16 protein-coding genes are annotated in these 16,976 nt (G+C 41.6%); 7 read left to right on the forward strand and 9 right to left on the reverse strand.

All coding sequences use genetic code 11. From position 1 onward, the window contains the following. Positions 1-90 precede the first annotated feature (90 nt). Positions 91-1,488: a homing endonuclease associated repeat-containing protein gene (locus EQO05_RS00210; protein WP_128502635.1), complete on the forward strand. Its 1,398-nt coding sequence runs from the start codon at positions 91-93 to the stop codon at positions 1,486-1,488. A gap of 1,025 nt (positions 1,489-2,513) precedes the next feature. Here the strand turns inward: EQO05_RS00210 and EQO05_RS00215 are convergent. From EQO05_RS00215 to EQO05_RS00240, 6 genes are all read right to left on the reverse strand, one after another. After that, positions 2,514-2,765, reverse strand: a complete 252-nt coding sequence (locus EQO05_RS00215; RefSeq protein WP_370273513.1) for a DUF3006 domain-containing protein — start codon at positions 2,763-2,765, stop codon at positions 2,514-2,516. Then, positions 2,762-4,711 carry a lamin tail domain-containing protein gene (locus EQO05_RS00220; protein WP_240664229.1) on the reverse strand — a complete coding sequence of 650 codons (1,950 nt, stop codon included), beginning with the start codon at positions 4,709-4,711 and terminating at the stop codon, positions 2,762-2,764. The genes EQO05_RS00215 and EQO05_RS00220 overlap by 4 nt, the downstream gene beginning before the upstream one ends. Before the next feature lie 513 nt (positions 4,712-5,224). Then, complete coding sequence (locus EQO05_RS00230) at positions 5,225-5,518, reverse strand: tripartite tricarboxylate transporter permease (protein WP_370273482.1); 294 nt, start codon at positions 5,516-5,518, stop codon at positions 5,225-5,227. Positions 5,519-6,409: 891 nt separating this feature from the next. Next, positions 6,410-6,556 carry a hypothetical protein gene (locus tag EQO05_RS15265; RefSeq protein WP_164888415.1) on the reverse strand — a complete coding sequence of 49 codons (147 nt, stop codon included), beginning with the start codon at positions 6,554-6,556 and terminating at the stop codon, positions 6,410-6,412. 23 nt (positions 6,557-6,579) lie between these two features. After that, positions 6,580-6,855 (reverse strand): hypothetical protein, encoded by a 276-nt coding sequence (locus EQO05_RS00235; RefSeq protein ID WP_164888416.1) that lies wholly within the window; start codon positions 6,853-6,855, stop codon positions 6,580-6,582. 114 nt (positions 6,856-6,969) lie between these two features. Next, positions 6,970-7,881 carry a pirin family protein gene (locus EQO05_RS00240; protein ID WP_128502644.1) on the reverse strand — a complete coding sequence of 304 codons (912 nt, stop codon included), beginning with the start codon at positions 7,879-7,881 and terminating at the stop codon, positions 6,970-6,972. 138 nt (positions 7,882-8,019) lie between these two features. On the opposite strand from EQO05_RS00240, the gene EQO05_RS00245 reads away from it, so the two are divergent. Together EQO05_RS00245 and EQO05_RS15270 are read left to right on the forward strand one after the other, a co-directional pair. Next, positions 8,020-8,928, forward strand: coding sequence for a TIGR00269 family protein (locus EQO05_RS00245; protein WP_128502646.1), 909 nt, complete (start codon positions 8,020-8,022; stop codon positions 8,926-8,928). Continuing rightward, entirely contained in the window at positions 8,925-9,074 is a 150-nt protein-coding gene (locus EQO05_RS15270) for a hypothetical protein (protein ID WP_164888417.1), read from the forward strand. Before EQO05_RS00245 ends, EQO05_RS15270 begins: the two co-directional genes overlap by 4 nt. On the opposite strand, the gene EQO05_RS00250 is transcribed toward EQO05_RS15270, so the two are convergent. Then, positions 9,042-9,947, reverse strand: a complete 906-nt coding sequence (locus EQO05_RS00250) for a hypothetical protein (RefSeq protein WP_128502648.1) — start codon at positions 9,945-9,947, stop codon at positions 9,042-9,044. The two genes, EQO05_RS15270 and EQO05_RS00250, sit on opposite strands and share 33 nt — an antisense overlap. A 339-nt stretch (positions 9,948-10,286) precedes the next feature. Between EQO05_RS00250 and EQO05_RS00255 the strand changes: the two genes are divergently transcribed. Next, entirely contained in the window at positions 10,287-10,814 is a 528-nt protein-coding gene (locus EQO05_RS00255) for a DUF523 domain-containing protein (RefSeq protein ID WP_128502650.1), read from the forward strand. Positions 10,815-10,878: 64 nt separating this feature from the next. Here EQO05_RS00255 and EQO05_RS00260 read toward each other — a convergent pair whose 3' ends face one another. Then, the gene (locus EQO05_RS00260) at positions 10,879-11,565 is read right to left on the reverse strand and encodes a molybdenum cofactor guanylyltransferase (protein WP_128502652.1); all 687 of its coding nucleotides are present in this window, start codon (positions 11,563-11,565) and stop codon (positions 10,879-10,881) included. Between the two features lie 85 nt (positions 11,566-11,650). Continuing rightward, positions 11,651-12,496: a molybdopterin synthase gene (locus EQO05_RS00265; protein ID WP_128502653.1), complete on the reverse strand. Its 846-nt coding sequence runs from the start codon at positions 12,494-12,496 to the stop codon at positions 11,651-11,653. A 219-nt stretch (positions 12,497-12,715) separates the two neighbouring features. Between EQO05_RS00265 and radC the strand changes: the two genes are divergently transcribed. The 3 genes from radC to EQO05_RS00280 all read left to right on the forward strand — a co-directional run bounded on the left by radC (position 12,716) and on the right by EQO05_RS00280 (position 16,853). Further along, positions 12,716-13,405, forward strand: coding sequence for a DNA repair protein RadC (gene radC, locus EQO05_RS00270; protein ID WP_128502656.1), 690 nt, complete (start codon positions 12,716-12,718; stop codon positions 13,403-13,405). Between the two features lie 509 nt (positions 13,406-13,914). Continuing rightward, on the forward strand, positions 13,915-14,859 hold the full coding sequence (gene mmp11, locus EQO05_RS00275; RefSeq protein WP_205793654.1) for a methanogenesis marker protein 11: 945 nt from the start codon (positions 13,915-13,917) through the stop codon (positions 14,857-14,859). Between the two features lie 188 nt (positions 14,860-15,047). Further along, positions 15,048-16,853, forward strand: coding sequence for an indolepyruvate ferredoxin oxidoreductase subunit alpha (locus EQO05_RS00280; protein ID WP_128502661.1), 1,806 nt, complete (start codon positions 15,048-15,050; stop codon positions 16,851-16,853). Positions 16,854-16,976 lie beyond the last annotated feature (123 nt).

Consider the following 16,976-nt stretch of genomic DNA (forward strand, 5'->3'; position numbering starts at 1 on the left):
TATCGACGTCTATAGACTACAAAGTTTGTAGCCTATTGACTACAAAATACATTATATCTATCACATCAAATCTCGTTGAGAGGGGGAAACGTGGACGAGAGAGAATTTTTGATTGCAGAGCTATTGAGGTTTAAAAAAGAACATAACAGGATACCGGGACAAAAGGATTTATGTGCATCAAACGGATATCCCAGTTTTCATAGATATTATAAAGTGTTTGGTTCTTTGCATATAATTAAAGAGACTTTTTATACACAAGAATATAAAAATAAAAAGAAAACTGAAAAAAGAGATTACTTAATTTCGGAAATTCAAAGATATTACAAAGAAAATGGTAGAGTACCTACACAAAGTGATTTTAATCCTAATAATGGATATCCTTCATATAGAACGGTTTCTGATTGTTTCGAATCATGGAATGAGGCTCTTGTATTAAGTGGATATGAAACTAATCGAAATTATAACAGGGACAAAGAATATTTAATAAATGAACTTTTGCGTTTTGAAGAAGAATTTGGTCGTATTCCTACACAAAGAGATATGGGTGCTAAAAATGGATATCCTGATGATTCAAAATATTATAAAGTATTTGGTTCTTTTTTAAATGCTTTAAAAGTAGCTTCATTTAAAAATAAAGTTAAATATTGGGATTGGTCGCCATATCTTACAGAGGAGTTCTTAATTAAAGAATTATTAAGATTTGAAAGGGAGAATGGAAGATTACCTTTACCTGAAGATATGACAAATCAAAATGGATATCCTAGTTCAAATGCTTATATAAAATTTTTCAGTTCTTGGTTAAATGCATTAAAGGAAGCTCCTTTTAAAAATAGAATAGATGAATATTTCTTTAGTTTTGAAAACATGAATTTAAAGAAATGGTATATCGTTGGCTATTTTATTGGCGATGGAAGTATCAGAGGCAATTGCACATCTGTTTCCACAAACAAAAAAGATAAAGATAATTTGATTGACATGTATAACCACATGAATATACAAACCAAAATCAGTATACATAAGTATGAACAGGGTTGGCATGATCGTTATGATATAAATGTTTGTAGTACACAATGGAAATCTGATCTTGCAAAATATGGTGTTGTGCCTAATAAAACCGGACATGAATACATTCCATTGGATTATCTTAAAACTCCCGAAGAGGAAGCTGCTATTTGTAGAGGTATATTCGATGCTGATGGAATGATCTCATATAAGAAAACAGATAAATATAAACCTAAATTTAATGTTGTTTCTGCTGGAAAACAATTATGTGAAAATTATGCTTATTTATTAAAGGAAAATTGTGATTTGGATATTAACGTTGGGAGACATAGTGGTATTTTTCATATTACAACTAGTGGATTTGAAAGGTGTCAAAAAATTTATGATTTTCTTTACGGACATGATAATTTCCACATTAAAAGAAAAAAGGAAAGATTTGAGAAATTGCTAAATGGAACATTTAGTTTAGAAAATGACAACTATTAATTTAATCATTTAGATAAATTTTAAATAGTTTGGAAACTGATAATATCTTGAAGAACCAATCGGCTGGTATCTTCATAAGGGACAGGTCTAGTTGTTTCGACCTGTCACCTCAAGCCAGGGCGGGACTTGTTTCACCCGCCCATCTACATCTTTTCTAAATAGTTAGGAATAATTCTTTATACCAGTGTACTGAGTACAACTGACTGATAAAAAAATTTAAGTATCTTTAGACCAATAATACATTGACGTTTTCATCAGCGTCTGAATTTTTGCATATAACGAGTAGGCTTAACTGCCTGCTCGTTCCCCAAACATGCCTTTACGTCCTAGCTAGTCTATGAATCTAAAGGTTTTTGCAGTTATGTATATAAGCTCGCAATTTACTCCACAAATTTTTTATAACCTTAAGTTCTATTTTTAACATGCCTTCTTCCAGCATTCCGGTGAGAATGTTATCCTATACTTTTGGGTTCATAATGACATGTAGTACTTTTATTTTCTTGATTCCTGGTTCGTTTTGGAAACTTCCTGAGTTGCTCGTTATAATTGGCTTTTGTGCTGTAGATACTCTATGGATAACGGTAGCTAACAAAATCAGGATTTATTTTGGAAGATAAATAGAATTAATATATTTTTGCCGTTGGAGAACCACAGAAATGTGAGACTCAATTTTATGATTATTCAGAATCATCAGCGTTTGAATTTTGCATATTGACGAATGGGCTGAACTGCCTGCTCGTTCCCCGAACTGACAGGTATATTTTTCATTCTGGCTATCTATTGTACTTCGAGCTGTTCATATTCACTTCTGATTCTTTACTTATAGAATTCATAAAATGATTGTATTAGTGCTATTATTTTTCTCAATTTTATTTAAATAAATGACACCGTTTTATTACTTATAGGGACGGGAACATATTCTCATTAATCTGTTAACCAATCCATAACATACACCATCAAGCCAGTTCCGAAAAACGGCTCTCGTTGTCTAGCTATCAAACTAAAATGATTCAAAAAAAGCTTTATTATTCATAGTCAAAATTTGCCTCATTTTTGTTTTTAAGCTTCTCAAGCAAATTGGATGCTCTCTCTTTTGCAGCTTCTGTATCTTTTGCATCTCTGGCAATGGTAATATCCAGAATGTCTCCTTCCCTGCTTCCTACAGGCAGTAAAAAAAGAGGGATATTAATTTTAATTGTTTCTTCATCCCTCACAAGCAAGACCGCAGTATCTTCTTCGATCCTGTCTAATGTAACTTTAAAATTCTCCGTTATTATCTCTCCAGCATGAAAACAAGTTCTCCAGCATTATCATAAAGATACGCAATATCTCCATCATTGTTCCAGACATGCGCATTTTCCGATCTTCCCCAATACAGCGTATTTGCAGTGTTTGTGCCTTTTCCACTATAGAGAGTCACTGTATTCTTAGATTTTAAGGTATAAGAAGACGGGAAAGAATAGGTATGCTTTGCATCTTTGTCTTCAATTTTCCAACCTTTCAGATTTACTGATGTTGTTCCTTTATTTGTAATTTTAACATATTCTTGATTTGCTGTTTGATGAGGAGCACCGACATACAAATCACTGATATAAAGTGAGTTAGATTCACTGCTCGTAGTTATATCTGGTGTCTTTGAATCTGGTGCTGTAACTTGTGCCTTTGCCGGTTCAGATGTTGATGATTCTGTCGGTATTACTTCACTTGTTTCTGTCAATGTTGGATTAGGACTTACAAATGGGGTATCAGATTTCTGAGTAGTTACAGTATAAGTAGACCCGTCCGTTGTGATCGTAACTGTGCCATCTAGGTCTGTTCTGTAAACTTTTGAGGCTGTCTGCAATCTCTCAAGAATCTCAGGATCAGGATGTCCGTAATCATTTTCTGCTCCAACTTCAATAATACCTACTTCAGGACTTACAGTTGAAATAAAGGTTTCACCACTTCCAGATTGGCTTCCATGATGTCCTACTTTAATAATGTCAGATTCTATGTCGTAGCCAGCTTTCATTATATTTTCTTCAGTCTCCAAACCTGCGTCGCCCATGAGCAGGAAAGAAGTATCCCCATAATTTACTTTGAGAACTACGGAGTTTTCATTCAGATCATCTGAATATGTAGTTCCAGGGTTGAGAACTTCAATATCAACAGCAGGATCAAAGTCGATTGTCTGACCGACCTGAGCTATTTCAAAAGGAATGTCTTTCTGATCAATTATGGTCAGCATATCTTCATATGTCTGAGTTGTATGAGGATAACCACTGTCAATGAAATGATCAATTTGGAAGCCATTTATAATATCGCTCATACCACCAATATGATCTGCATGCGGATGGGTTGCAACTATATAATCCAGCGTGGAAATCCCCTGGTCTTGCATGTAGTCTGAAACAATTTCTCCCTGATCACTTTCCCCTGCATCTATTAGCATGGTACTATTGTTACATTCTATCAGGATAGAGTCGCCCTGTCCAACATCAAGGAAATGTATGGTCAGGTTCTGGTCTGCTGGAGTACTGGCATTTTGAGCAGTTGTCTGTTCCAGAGTTACTTCGGAAGGGGTATCCCCATTAAACATATCGAGAATACCTTTAATAAAGTTACTCAGTGTATTCTCTTTTGGCTCATCAGTACTTGATATATTCACTTGCCCGGTTGTATCATTTACCTTTACACATGGATCAACAACTTGCGGGCTTGTCTCCACACATTTAATATCTTTTGCTGGAGTTTCGCATACAACTACATCTGGAGCTTCTTCGCAGACTTCTTCTGCTGGAGTTTCACATACGACTTCTTCATCCTCTTCATCAATTACTTCTTCTTCATCAATTACTTCTTCATCCTCGCCTGTCTGATCATTTGTGTCGTCTGCAATTGTATCATCCGTAGTTTCATCCGTAGTTTCATCCGTAGTTTCATCCGTAGTTTCATCTACATCTTCAGTTTCATCTTCAGTTTCATCCGTAGTTTCATCCGTAGTTTCATCTACAGTTTCATCCGTAGTTTCATCTACAGTTTCATCCGTAGTTTCATCTACAGTTTCGTCTACAGTTGTACCATCTGTAGTATCATCTATGGAACTAGAACTGACAGGATTATCATCAATAGTAGAATTACTGTCAATTGAGCCACCTGCAACTGCAGAACTTATACCAAAACCTGCCATCACTACGAGGAAGGTTACAACCAGAGCTATAAATCTATTTTTTAATTTCCACAAAGTAGAACACCTACACCAATTAATTTTTTAATGCCTTATAGAAAAATCAAATGAAAGAGAGTAAACTTTCTATCTGATTTATTGGTCTGACAATGGCATTAACGAGTGTTTAAGAATTAATTTTAAATATTCACATATAATACAATAGTTTATTATAAAAATGCTAAATCTTAATTATTAATTGAAACGTTCGTTATTATATTTGTGACTTTCTGCAGATAAGTCCTTGGGATATTATTGGTTTCGATTTTAAAAATTATAATTTTCTATAAAAATTGAAGTAAAATAATCATATATATTGGCAGATATAGAGAAACGTAAGGAGGGGAGAGAGTGTCTCTCCCTAGGTTGAGGATAGAAAGGTTCAAACAATAAAATCTGCCCGCCGTCTTAGACATTGAACTCTAAGTTCTGTCAGGGAAGTTTAAATTTTATTGAAAAATGAAAATTAGTATGGAACAAGCCGCCAGTTATATTTTCACAGTACTGCTATTTTTTGGCATACACCCAAACCTATAATATTACCTTATAACATAAATCATCATGAAAAGTCTGAGAGAGTGCATTAGAGAGAATAATCACGGCAATATAAAAGGGAGAAAGCCCTTTTTCAGCCAGGAAAGGTGCAAAGGCTACAAGCGCAAGCGCAAAATTATTGTTATGTATCCCGGGCAGGAGCCCGGAAATTATACCAAGCACGTAACCTCCCAAAACTGATAAAAAAAGTAAGAGTAAAGAGATGTCTTCCGTTGCACCACCACCCTGGGCTTGATCTAAAACTTTAGAGCCTATACCAAATAGATACAATTATTTCTATTTATAGATATTTTAGATCTGGCGTAAAAGTGAATATCTTTAATCAGGAAAAAAGTAGTATACCATAAAATTGTGCGCCAGTATAAACCTGCATATTTTATTGTAAATTTTGTATTATAAAGAAGGAGAAAATTTGGCTTTGTAGAAAACCTATCTAAATCAGCCTCAGGAGGCTAAAAATAAATAAACAAAAACATATCAGGCTACTAAGTTTAAATTTTTTAATACTCGCAATCTCATGGGATTTCTACAGAGCCGAAAATTTTATATTATAAAGAAGGAGAAAATTTTATATTACAAAGAAGGAGAAATTAAGACAGAAAAATTAAGTCAAACGGTCTGGTCAGGAAAGTCCAGTCAAAAAATTAAGTTGAACTGAATAATGGAAAGAAATATAACTCCAGTTGTTGGTGATTCATATTATAAATAGTTTCTGCCTGGAATCAGATAGTTTTTAAGAAAATTGGCTATAAAGGACAAATATCGTCTGACTTGACGATAAGCCTCTTAAAATTTTGCGTGTCCTTTATTACATCAAAGTAAAAAAAAAATCATTTCCACTTATGTTTTATATGTGACCTGTATTCTATATCATGCAGTTCTAAATGCTAATATTGAATGGGGTTCATGAGTAGCATTTAGCAAAAACGTAGAGCAAGGGACACGAGGTTCGCCATTCCTCAACCCTGCCCTTCATAAATCCGAAACCCCGCCGAGTAAAATTAAGACTTCGAGGTTTTTTGCCATTCCTCAAGTCTGTTTCGGGAGAGGTTTCAAAAAGGGAACGGAGACGAGGTTCGCCATTCCTCACTCCGGATTCCCGGAATATCAGAAGCAAAAGAGAAGTGAGAGGCAAATCCCTCTCTAAAGCTATTTTACCTCTCACTTCGAATTTCTTCCAAACTCTCTTCTAAACTCCCTTCTAAAGTTTCTTTTAAAATCCCTTCTAAAATCGGTTAAATTTTTCCCCGGCTGCAGCTCCTCCCTTAATACTGGGCCTTCTTGAGCCTGTTTTTTGTTTCCAGCCAATCTTCTCTTATAAGGGTTGTTTCTCAGCCACTCCCTCTTCCGGGAAGTTCTTCTTTTTTGTCACTACCCCGGTCAGGAGGCTGTTCTTCATCAGTTTCCTTTAACTTTCCTGACCTTCCATTACTTCCCCTATCAGGCTGTTCCTCTTCGACCTCTTCCGAATGCTCCTGCTTTCCATCACTCCCTCTCCGGGGCTGCTCGTGTTCAACCTCCCCCGATTGCGTCCGTTTTCCGTTACTTCCTCTTCGAGGTCGTTCCTGTTTTCTGTCACTTCCCCTTTCAGGCTGATCATGGCTCATGTAGTGCCTCTTTCTCGATGTTTTAGTCTTTATTTTCTTCGATTCAATTTTCCGTTTCTCTTCCGTGGTTTGTTTTTCCCACACCTTACTTTTCATTATTTATTTTTATATTTTTTATATATTCTCACCATTTGCAGGCACGTCAATCAACAGGAATTCCGAAAAGGAAGCCGTTTCCAGGTGAATTGTTTCTTCATCAAGACGGGCCTGGTCGCCCTGTCCGAGCCTTTGCCCATTGACAGAGAGTTCCCCAACCGAGACATATATGAAAACAAGCCTGCCCTCCTCCGTGTTAAAGTGAAGAGTTTTTCCTTTTTCGAGACTGGCGCGGTAAACGGTTGCATCCGCATTAATCTTCAGGGCATTTTCAAAACCCTGCCCTGAAGCCAGGGGGAACAGCCTGTTTTTCCAGCATGAAGGCTCGAATTTCTTTTTAGAATATGCCGGCTCCAGCTTACTTCTGGACGGAGAAATCCAGATCTGGTATAAACGGAGGGGTTCCTTTCCCATGTTAAACTCCGAATGTTCAATACCCCTGCCTGTGGTGATACACTGTATGTCTTCTTTTCCCAGAACCTCCCTATTTCCTATATTATCTTCGTGAGTAATTTCTCCTTCGAGCACTATTGTTGTTATTTCCATTTCGGCATGCGGGTGAGATGAAAACCCCCTGCCTGGCTCGAGAATAAATTCATTAAAAGCGCGCAGACCCCCGAACTGGAGATTCTCAGGATCGTAGTAATCCGAATAGGAGAAAAGAAAATAGCTTTTTACCCAGCCTTTATCCCTGTAGTACCTTGTTTCTCCCGGAATAATTCTTATTGTAAAACCTCCTTGCTGCTGCCCAAATATTATATAGTTAGTTGAATAATATGAAGATTTTACTGGCTCAAAAGGATAATACCCCTGGAAACAGAGATTCTGAACTACATTTATAGGGTCTGGAAGGGATAAACAGAAAATTAACAGAAAGTGAACAAAGAAACTATAAAAAACTGTTTTTCCGTAAAACACATAAAAAGCCATATATATGAACGGTCCCTTTCCTAAAAGAATTCTGGCACAGCAGAGTTAAAAGTAATTTAATCACTGCTTAACTAATATGGTGTATCAGGTTTAATTTTTCAATTGTTTTCAGATAACTGGCAGAAAAAAAGGATTTAAATGACAATCAAATGCAAAAAATGCAATAATGAAGCTATTATTTTTCAGAAGTATTCCGGGATGCACCTCTGCAAGAAGCATTTTGTAGAGGATGTCGAGAGGAAAATCAAACTGACAATCCGGAAAGAGTACAGTATCCGCAAAAATGAAGTGATAGCTGTCGCCCTGAGCGGAGGTAAAGACAGCTCGGTTGCCCTGTACATAATGCACAAAATCCTGGGTAACAGGCCTGACATCGAAATCGTTGCAATTTCAATTGATGAGGGAATACATGGATACCGCCCCCAGTCCCTCGAACTTGCAAAAAGTCTCACCGAGATGCTCGGGGTGCGGCATGTTATAAAATCTTTTAAGGATGTGCATGGGGTAACTATGGACGAACTGGCAGCAATGGACCGGGAAAAAGGAACATGCAGCTACTGCGGCGTCCTCAGAAAAAATATACTCAATAAAACCGCGCTAGAAATCGGGGCAACAAAACTCGTAACCGGGCATAACCTGGACGACGAAGCCCAGACAATCCTCCTCAACCACTTCCGCGGAGATATGGAGCGCATGGTCAGGCTTGCCCCGCCTGCAGCGGTTGAAGGTCTGGTCCTGCGGGCAAAACCCCTGAGGAATATCCCTGAAAAAGAAGTGGCACTCTACGCCCTTGTAAATTCCCTTCCTGTGGACTTCAGCGAATGCCCTTATGCAGGGGAAGCCCTGCGAGGGGAGATAAGGGAGCTTTTGAATAATTTTGAGACAAAACATCCGGGAACCAAGTATTCCCTGCTGAGAGGTTTTGATAAGCTTGTAGGAGCCCTTGCAAAGGAAATGCCTCCTGCAAAGATCGAGAAATGCAGAATCTGCGGCGAGACCTGCACTGAAGACCTGTGCCAGGCGTGCAAATTGCTCGGTCGGACTTGAGAGATAAAAATAAGCCAGAAGCAGGTAAAAACAAAGGAAAAAATCAGGGTAAAGATAAGAGAAAAAATAAAACAAAAAATGAAATAAAAAGTAACCTTTCAGAAACCGGCTTCTCAGAAACTATCCGGATCGGAGAGCAGATCTGAAGGGTTATAAAGCTTTCTTCCTTTCCGGGCCAGGTAGAGGCGTGTCCAGAGGACAGCCGTGAGAGGTTGCAAAACCGCAATCGGCACCAGCGATGTAACTGCTGCGACCAGAATGCTTCCCGAACCTGCAAATTCCGCGATAGAACTGTTGATTAGTGCCAGCCCTATAGTGATGATCCAGATAAGGAAAACATCCAGTTTATTTTTCATAAAAAAGCTGAAGCCTGCACTCAGTGCTTCAAGCGGTCCGAGTTCATCGATCACAAGGGCATATGAGCTCAGGGAAAGTACAAGATTTACTATTACTATGTACACTGCCCAGAGAATGAATCCTATAACCAGCGCGGTCATGCCGTGTAGCGACGTTTCCGGGTTTTCGACCAGTGCGCTCAGGTTCCCTACTGCAAGGGCTCCGGGTACCAGAAATATGATTCCTACAAGCAGGATAAGGGCAATCAGCAGGACTGTAAGGAATAGCTTGAAGATGTTTTTCGAACCCGAAACCAGCATGTCCGAAAGCCTTGCATCTCCTGTCTCGGAGGCTTTCTTTGCCATCCCTATTGCTCCTGCCGTGAAAAAGGACTGTACGAATGCCGCAAACAGGAAAACCCCGAGCAGAAGAAACACAGACAAGCCGAGATTTTTGGAAAATCCTTCCCACATCAGGGCAAAAATTTCCTCGTCTGAAAGGGTAGCAGGATCTATAATAGTCCCACTGCTTGAAGTAAAGAGCAGCAAGCCCATCAGCGCAAAGAAAAGGAAGTAAAGAATCAGGTTAATAAGAAAATTAAGGACATACGGAATACCGATATTTAAATTCCTGACCCAGCTTTTGAATCCTCTATTAATTATTGTTCCAAACTCTTCATGCATGTGCAGTGACCTTCCAATATAAAGGCAGTGCTCCTGCATCCCCTTTGCGACCAGATTCTAACAGATTGCAAAAGTATAGCTGGTATGCAGGGTCACAGATACCATTTTTGAATACATATACCGGAGGATAAATATAAAATCTCTTGTTTTCGCACGAAGAAATCTTCAGTGAATACCAGATGAGTATCGGAAATTACCGGATGAATACCGGAGTTGAAAGGAAAGCAATCAGTAAACATATAGAAGTCGAATAGTAGATACGAAGAGGGCGTACGGCAGACATATAAAAGGCAGATATAGATAGAAAGCGAATACATACGTAAGGCGAACACAGGTGAGATGAATACAGGTGATGACGTGAAAAAGCCGGATAATTACAAATATTCTCAGGTTCCCGAAAACTCCGCTACCGGCGGCGATAAAGAAGAGGTTCTGGTTATAGGTCACTGCCTGCTCAACCCCCTTGCAAGGGTGAAAGGCGTAAAACCAGCCCGGCCTATCGACACGCAGGGCGCAAACGTTATCCAGCTCCCCTGCCCCGAAGCCATGTTTTTCGGCACGCGGCGCCGGGAAATCACTAAAGACCAGCTCGACCATCCTGCCTACAGGCGCTTTTGCCGGGAAATCTTTACCTATATTGCAGACCTGCTCGAAGACCTTTCAGCCAGGGGCGTAAATATAAAAATTGTCGGCGTCCCGAAAAGCCCCTCCTGCGGCGTGGAAATCACATCCGTCGGCGGAGAGCCGGGCAAGGTAAAAGAATTCCACCACAGGCATGAAGCGGGACCAGGGGTGTTTATGGAAGAGATTGTGAAGGAGCTTAAAAAGAGGAATGTAAAGTTTGAGATAGAGGATGCGGGGAAATAAAGAAACTATATATCAACATAAAGTAGAAGGATATAAACGACATAATTTTTAAAAATAAATATGATTATGCCTTATTTCGCACTGCCGATCCAATCATACTTTCAATATCCTCAACCGTATTGATATTCGCAAAAGTCCTCAATTCAGGATCAATCTCCCGAATTTCCGAAACCTCAACAAACACCACATCCTTCATCTCAAAAACCGGCGCAAGTACAGAGCGTTTTCCTTTCTCAAAGGCTTTTTCGATTTCAGGAATCAGTCTTCTGGAATAAACCGCGTGCAGAGGTTCAAAATTCCCGTTTTCCCACCTCGGAAGAGCAGCATCGTGCCCGAGTGCTTTCTCAAACAGCAGGTCTACAACCCCGGAATCCACAAAAGGCATATCCCCCGCGCACACAAAGGAATATTCTGCCCTGGATTCGAGCAGCCCCGCCCGGATGCCTTCAAGGGGACCGGCATCTTCCAGAGTATCAAAACAGAAACGGATTTTGCGGGCAGGGAACTTTTCAAGCACGGACCTGAACTTTTCTTCCTGGGTTTTGTCCCGGACCGAAAGAATAACCTCGTCCACAGCCCGGAAAAGGCTTTCAAGCAGGCGCTCAAGGATTGTTTTTCCTTCAAATTCGAGAAGGGCTTTTTCGACCATGCCCATCCGCCTGCCCCTGCCGCCTGCCAGCACGACGGCGCTTCGGAGTTTTGTTTGTCCGCTTTCGGGTTTTGCCTTGCTAGTTTCTGTTTTTTCGCCCATCTGATCATTTCCGGGGTTTTATGGTTTCGGTTTTTTTCTCAGTTTTATTTCGGTTTTTATTTTGGTTTCAGACCTGCTTTTCATCTTATTCTCTGTCGTGTACCCAGAATTCTTCTTTTTCCGTGAATTCCTTCTTCCAGATCGGAGCTTCGGCTTTCAGGCGTTCTATGGCTTCGCTGAGGGCAGGGAAAAGTTCGGTCCTGTGGGCGGATGCGATAACGATGTATACTATATCTTCTCCGGATTTGATGATGCCTGTCTTGTGGTAGATCAGGACTTCTAGAATGCCTTCTTTTTGTTTGAGTTCTTCCCGGATCAGGTCAAGGGCTTTTGAGGCTTCGGGTTCGTATTTCTCGAATTCGAGCTTCGAGGTCCTCTCGTTTCCTGACAACTCGCGGACTATGCCTGTAAAGGTCCCGATTGCACCTGCTTTTCGAATAGCGGGATTTTTCCGGACTTTCTTTATAAGGGCTTCCAGAGTGTAGCGGTCTGGCTGGGCAAGGGCAACTCCTACAAGGGAAGCTGTAAGTTCCTCGTGCATATCAATATCGTTCGGCAGGCTGAAAACAATGTTGGAAACCCCCTGAAGGTCACCAATCACAATTTTCGGAAGATTGCTTTCCTTAAAGCCTTCCACCACGGCAAAATCAAGCCCCTGGTCGCAGAGCTGGTCAAGCGCATGCTCAAGGTCGGAATCCCTGGAAAAGCTAACAAGCTCGGTACCGGTTGCACCCGTACCTGTTATTCCTATTACTACTTCAGCCCCCGCATCGAAGTGCCTTCCCGTATCCGTATCTGCTGGATTGAGGCGCTGTTCCCCCATATGTTTTACAGTGCCTACGGTCCCGAATTCGGAAAGCTTCCTGACGAGAGCGGAAACAAGGGCGGTCTTGCCCGATTTTTTATACCCGACAACTGAAATGACTTTCATCAAAGAGCGTTATGCACTTTCCGGTATAAGTAAGGGCCGGCACTTTTTACTCCACTTATTTTTCTTCCTTTTTTCTTTTTTCTCATCTTGATTTTACAGGACATTCTGTGAAGATTCAAATACTGAGACTTTGATATTATCTATAGAAAGTCTAATCAATCTAATCTATTTAATCAATTTAAAAATTGTAAATAAGATGGGAAAAAGAGGGGGACACTTATGGAAGTAAATAAAGTCAGGATTCATGATATCCCTGAAGAAGAACGTCCCAGGGAGCGGCTTATTCGAAACGGGCCGGAATCGCTTTCAAATGCAGAACTGCTTGGAATTATCCTGAGGACAGGGTCAAGGGAAGAAAACGTTGTAAACCTGTGCAGCCGAATATTATCGGAATACAATATCAGGCAGCTCAGTCTTGCAAATATTACAAAGCTTACGCAGGTTCATGGAATTGGGAAGGCAAAAGCTGCCCAGATAGCTGCGGTTTTTGAGCTTGCCCGCAGGCTAGAGACTTTTGTGGAAGAGCCGAAAAGGAAAATCTGCTCCCCAAAGGACGTATATGTTCTTATGTACCCTAAAATGCGGGAACAGAAAAAAGAAAAATTTATAACGCTTTGTCTTGATACAAAAAACCAGGTCCTGAAAGAAGAAGTCGTATCCATCGGCAGCCTGAATGCTAGCATCGTTCATCCGCGCGAGGTTTTCAAGTCCGCCCTTCTGGAATCCTCGGCATCGGTAATTATGGTCCATAATCACCCTTCGGGAGATCCGAGCCCGAGCAGGGAAGATATAATGGTAACCGAGAAAATGGTAGAAGGAGGAAAGCTCCTTGGAATTGACGTGCTTGACCATATTATTATAGGAGACGGCAGATACGTAAGCCTTAAAGATGAAGGTTTTGTAAGGTAAAAACGACTTAAAACCCGAAGTTCTCATTGTAGGGCTCTCAAAAAGAGATTTTCATAGTCGTAGAGACCTTGGAAATAGTCGATAACTATTGATTTCCTGGTATTAACGGAAACCCGTGAGAAGATGATAATACCGGATAATAATACTGCAATTTTGGTCAGATCGTTAAAAGGAATGACAAAAGAAGGTATTAAAAACGCGCTCATCTAACTATCGGGAAAAGACCTCACCGGAGTGAGTGATTTTTAGACCGAAACCTGCAAATGTCGATTTCAGGGGCTATAGTCAAATATCAGAATCCAGACTTTATGTTCAGTTTATTATCCGGTCAAATCGATCGTATCGACTTTCATCGAGTTGAACTTACTAAAACTACGATATCTATATATATTTGTAAGAAATGGGCTTTTCGATCAAACGAATTTTCCCTCCCAGTCCCTATTCCCTTTAAAAAGGAGGTCTTTCGAATTACAAAACATATAAACGCCTGTGCACTGGACAACAGAGAGATTGAGGAAATAACCCTGGATGACCCTTATACTGTGCCTTATAAAGGCATTTATGCTATCTGTGATGCGGCAAATGAATATGCGGAGATCGTCGAGCACTCCAACTGTTACAGCGGGGCTGCCTGGTCTCTTTACCATTACGCAAAAGCGCCTCTTGTCCTGAAAGCCCGTTCGACCGGAAATATGATCCGCTATTTAATGAAAACAGGGTTCTCAAACCTTGAACTCAAACCGTCGGTTGCAGCCGCAGGCATTGAGTCCGTGGTCGTGCAGGGGGATGAGGTAGAAATCACTTATGCCGGATTAGGAGGAGGAGGCGTAGGCGCAACCCGCTGCAGAGCATTTGCGGATGGAGTACTTCGTTATAACATCTCCGAGTCCGGGGGCGAGAAGTGCGCAAGGGGAACAGTAACAGTTCCGCGCAGGGATCGTGTGCTCATAGGCATAGATGACACCGACTCAAAAGAAGTAGGAGCTACCTGGACCCTGACTCATAATATTGCAAGGGAACTTGACTGCCAGGAAGCCGTTTATCTTTCCCACGCGCTTGTCCAGCTTTTTCCGGTTCCTGAAAAGACCCAGAACTGCATGTCTACGGTACTCGAATTCGGCTGTGTGGACGAGAACGCAAAATCAAGGCTGGTAAATGCTTTCGAAAAAGCCCTTAAAAAGTACAGTGCTTCAGCTCAGACCGGAATGGTTGTACTTTCGGATTTCTATGCGAAAGGACTATATGAGTACAGCAACCGCTGCAGAACCGAAAGGATCCTGAAAGCTGAGGCTTTGCAGTGCGCCAGAGAAAACGGCGTGGAAGTCGTACTTGATGGCAACGGAGTAATAGGCGCGCTTGCTTCTCTCCCCTGGTTCGCAAGACCTGAAGAGTCTATAATCCCCGGCACGCAAATCAAGCCTCTTGCAATGGAAAAGATTAAAACCGATATCTAAAAAAGCAGGAAACTGTAAGGCAAGAATCCCTAAATATAGACCTCAAACCGAAATTCAAGTCACTAAATTTCAATTTATCAGATTTTTAAATTATCGGAATCTTAAGTATACAAAATTTTGAGCTAATAAAACTTATGTCATGGAATTCTGAATCGGGTATCCCTTAATTCCGGCAGTGTGGGGTCATTTTGAGAAAAGAAAAAGAAGCATTAGAATGCACCGGGTTTGAAGCCCTTTACTTTGCAGCCCTTGATAGTGATGTCAGCCTTATAACAGGTGTCCCCGGGTATCCTGTTACCTCCCTTATGGAACTTTTTTTGAAAAACCCCGGGGAGAAAGAGCCTGTCGAAGCCTCCGGGGCGAAAAACCCGGTTTCCAGCCTACCGGTTTCAGGAATTGTGCGGGATTATAGTGCCAGGTGGTTGACAAATGAGAAAGTTGCCCTTGAAATTGCTCTCGGGGCGTCGGTTTCCGGCAGAAGGGCACTTGTGCTCGTAAAGCATGTCGGGATGAACCTGCTTTCGGACCCTCTTATAACTTCGGTTACACACACCATAGGAGCCGGACTTGTTATAATTGCAGGAGATGACCCTGGCGCAAAAGGCTCTCAGAATGAGCAGGACTCACGCTGGTACGGCCGGATAGCAGAGATAGCAGTATTCGATCCGGCTAACCCCTATACTGCATACAGGGCTCTAAGGCGGGCTTATGAGCTTTCGGAAGAAACTAGAACACCGGTTATCCTGAGGGTCACTGCAGGCCTGGAAAAGAGTAAAGGGAAGATAAAACGCCATCCGGCAGCCTCAGCTCCCTATCCTGAATTCGACCGCGCAATCTGGAAAAACCGGATGGTGGAAAAACACCGCCTTTTTCACGCCAGAACCTACCCAATGCTGGAAAAGGAAGCTGAAGATACTGACCTGAATAAGATAAGGGGAAGAACAACCGAAAACACGGATCCGGGTGAGACAAAAGAAAGGACAGCTGGAAATACGGGGCACGGATCAGGCCGGGGATATGGACAGGTAGGGATTATTTCCTCAGGTTTCACATCCTCGATCGTTGAAGAAATCCTGGAAAGACGGATAAAAACCCGTGACTGGAGTTCCTGTCCTGAGATCTCTCACCTGTCGCTCTCCCTTGTGAATCCGCTTCCCCTTGAGAAAATCAAGGCTTTTCTGGAAAGTAACCGGAGGGTACTCGTTGCCGAAGAGTCCGAGCCCTTTATAGAGGAACAGATCAGGATCGCAGGCAGGGTTTATGGGAAAAAGACAGGACACCTTCCATATGGGGAGATCAGGACCGAAGACCTTGAATTTGCCCTTGAACATATGGGAGAAGAAATTTCAAGCCCTCCAGGTGCCGCTCTCGCCAGAACCGGAGGAAGAGCTTTAATTTGCAGCGATTGCCCCTATCTACCCCTTTACCGCTTGCTAAGCACGCTTGACGTGCGGATTGCGGGCGATATGGGCTGTTCAGTCCGGAGTGCACCCGAGCCCCTTGCGGCAGTAGATGTTAGCTTTGCGCTTGGCTCGGCAGTCTCGGTTGCCTGTGGTTTTGATAAAAAAGGCATTGCAGTAATCGGGGATTTTGCCCTGGCACATTCGGGCATTCTCGGGCTGCTGAGTGCCGCGACTACAGGCTGCAATATGCTTGTGCTCGTACTCCAGAATGAAGTTGCAGCAATGACCGGGGGGCAGACTGCTCCTGATCTCAGGAAAGTGGTTGAGGCAATAACCCCTGACGTTTCAATTTTCGATATCGACACAGACGAAGAGGAAGTGCCGGATAAGACCGGGAAAGAAATAGATAGAAATGAGAAAGTTACCGGTGAGACTGGGAAAATGGCAGATAAGACTGGACATGAGAGAGAGTCAGGGCACGAAATAGAAAACCGGATCCCGAATACCAGGCTCTCGGAACTGATCCGGGCAAAGCTTGAGCTTCCCGGGCTTTCTGTAATATTCATAAAAGGAAAGTGCAGAAAATATTGATCCTGAACTTTTTGTTAATCTATCCCTTGAGCTTTACCTGAAGGCAGGAAAGTTAAAAAAGGTCATGAAGCAGGACTACTGAAATTGTAAGTAAGATGTCTTTTAATAAGCAAAGGGTTTCCT

The organism is Methanosarcina sp. MSH10X1 (assembly GCF_004099695.1).
In the GTDB taxonomy this organism is placed as follows: Archaea; Halobacteriota; Methanosarcinia; order Methanosarcinales; family Methanosarcinaceae; genus Methanosarcina.

What these genes read in the sequence shown, in the direction of transcription:
- EQO05_RS00260 (WP_128502652.1), bottom strand. Translation starts at nt 11,565, where the DNA reads ATGGGCGAAAAAACAGAAACTAGCAAGGCAAAACCCGAAAGCGGACAA.
- EQO05_RS00240 (WP_128502644.1), bottom strand. Translation starts at nt 7,881, where the DNA reads ATGGCTTTTTATGTGTTTTACGGAAAAACAGTTTTTTATAGTTTCTTT.
- EQO05_RS00245 (WP_128502646.1), top strand. Translation starts at nt 8,020, where the DNA reads ATGACAATCAAATGCAAAAAATGCAATAATGAAGCTATTATTTTTCAG.
- EQO05_RS00255 (WP_128502650.1), top strand. Translation starts at nt 10,287, where the DNA reads ATGAATACAGGTGATGACGTGAAAAAGCCGGATAATTACAAATATTCT.
- EQO05_RS00235 (WP_164888416.1), bottom strand. Translation starts at nt 6,855, where the DNA reads ATGAGCCATGATCAGCCTGAAAGGGGAAGTGACAGAAAACAGGAACGA.
- EQO05_RS00250 (WP_128502648.1), bottom strand. Translation starts at nt 9,947, where the DNA reads ATGCATGAAGAGTTTGGAACAATAATTAATAGAGGATTCAAAAGCTGG.
- EQO05_RS00265 (WP_128502653.1), bottom strand. Translation starts at nt 12,496, where the DNA reads ATGAAAGTCATTTCAGTTGTCGGGTATAAAAAATCGGGCAAGACCGCC.
- radC (WP_128502656.1), top strand. Translation starts at nt 12,716, where the DNA reads ATGGAAGTAAATAAAGTCAGGATTCATGATATCCCTGAAGAAGAACGT.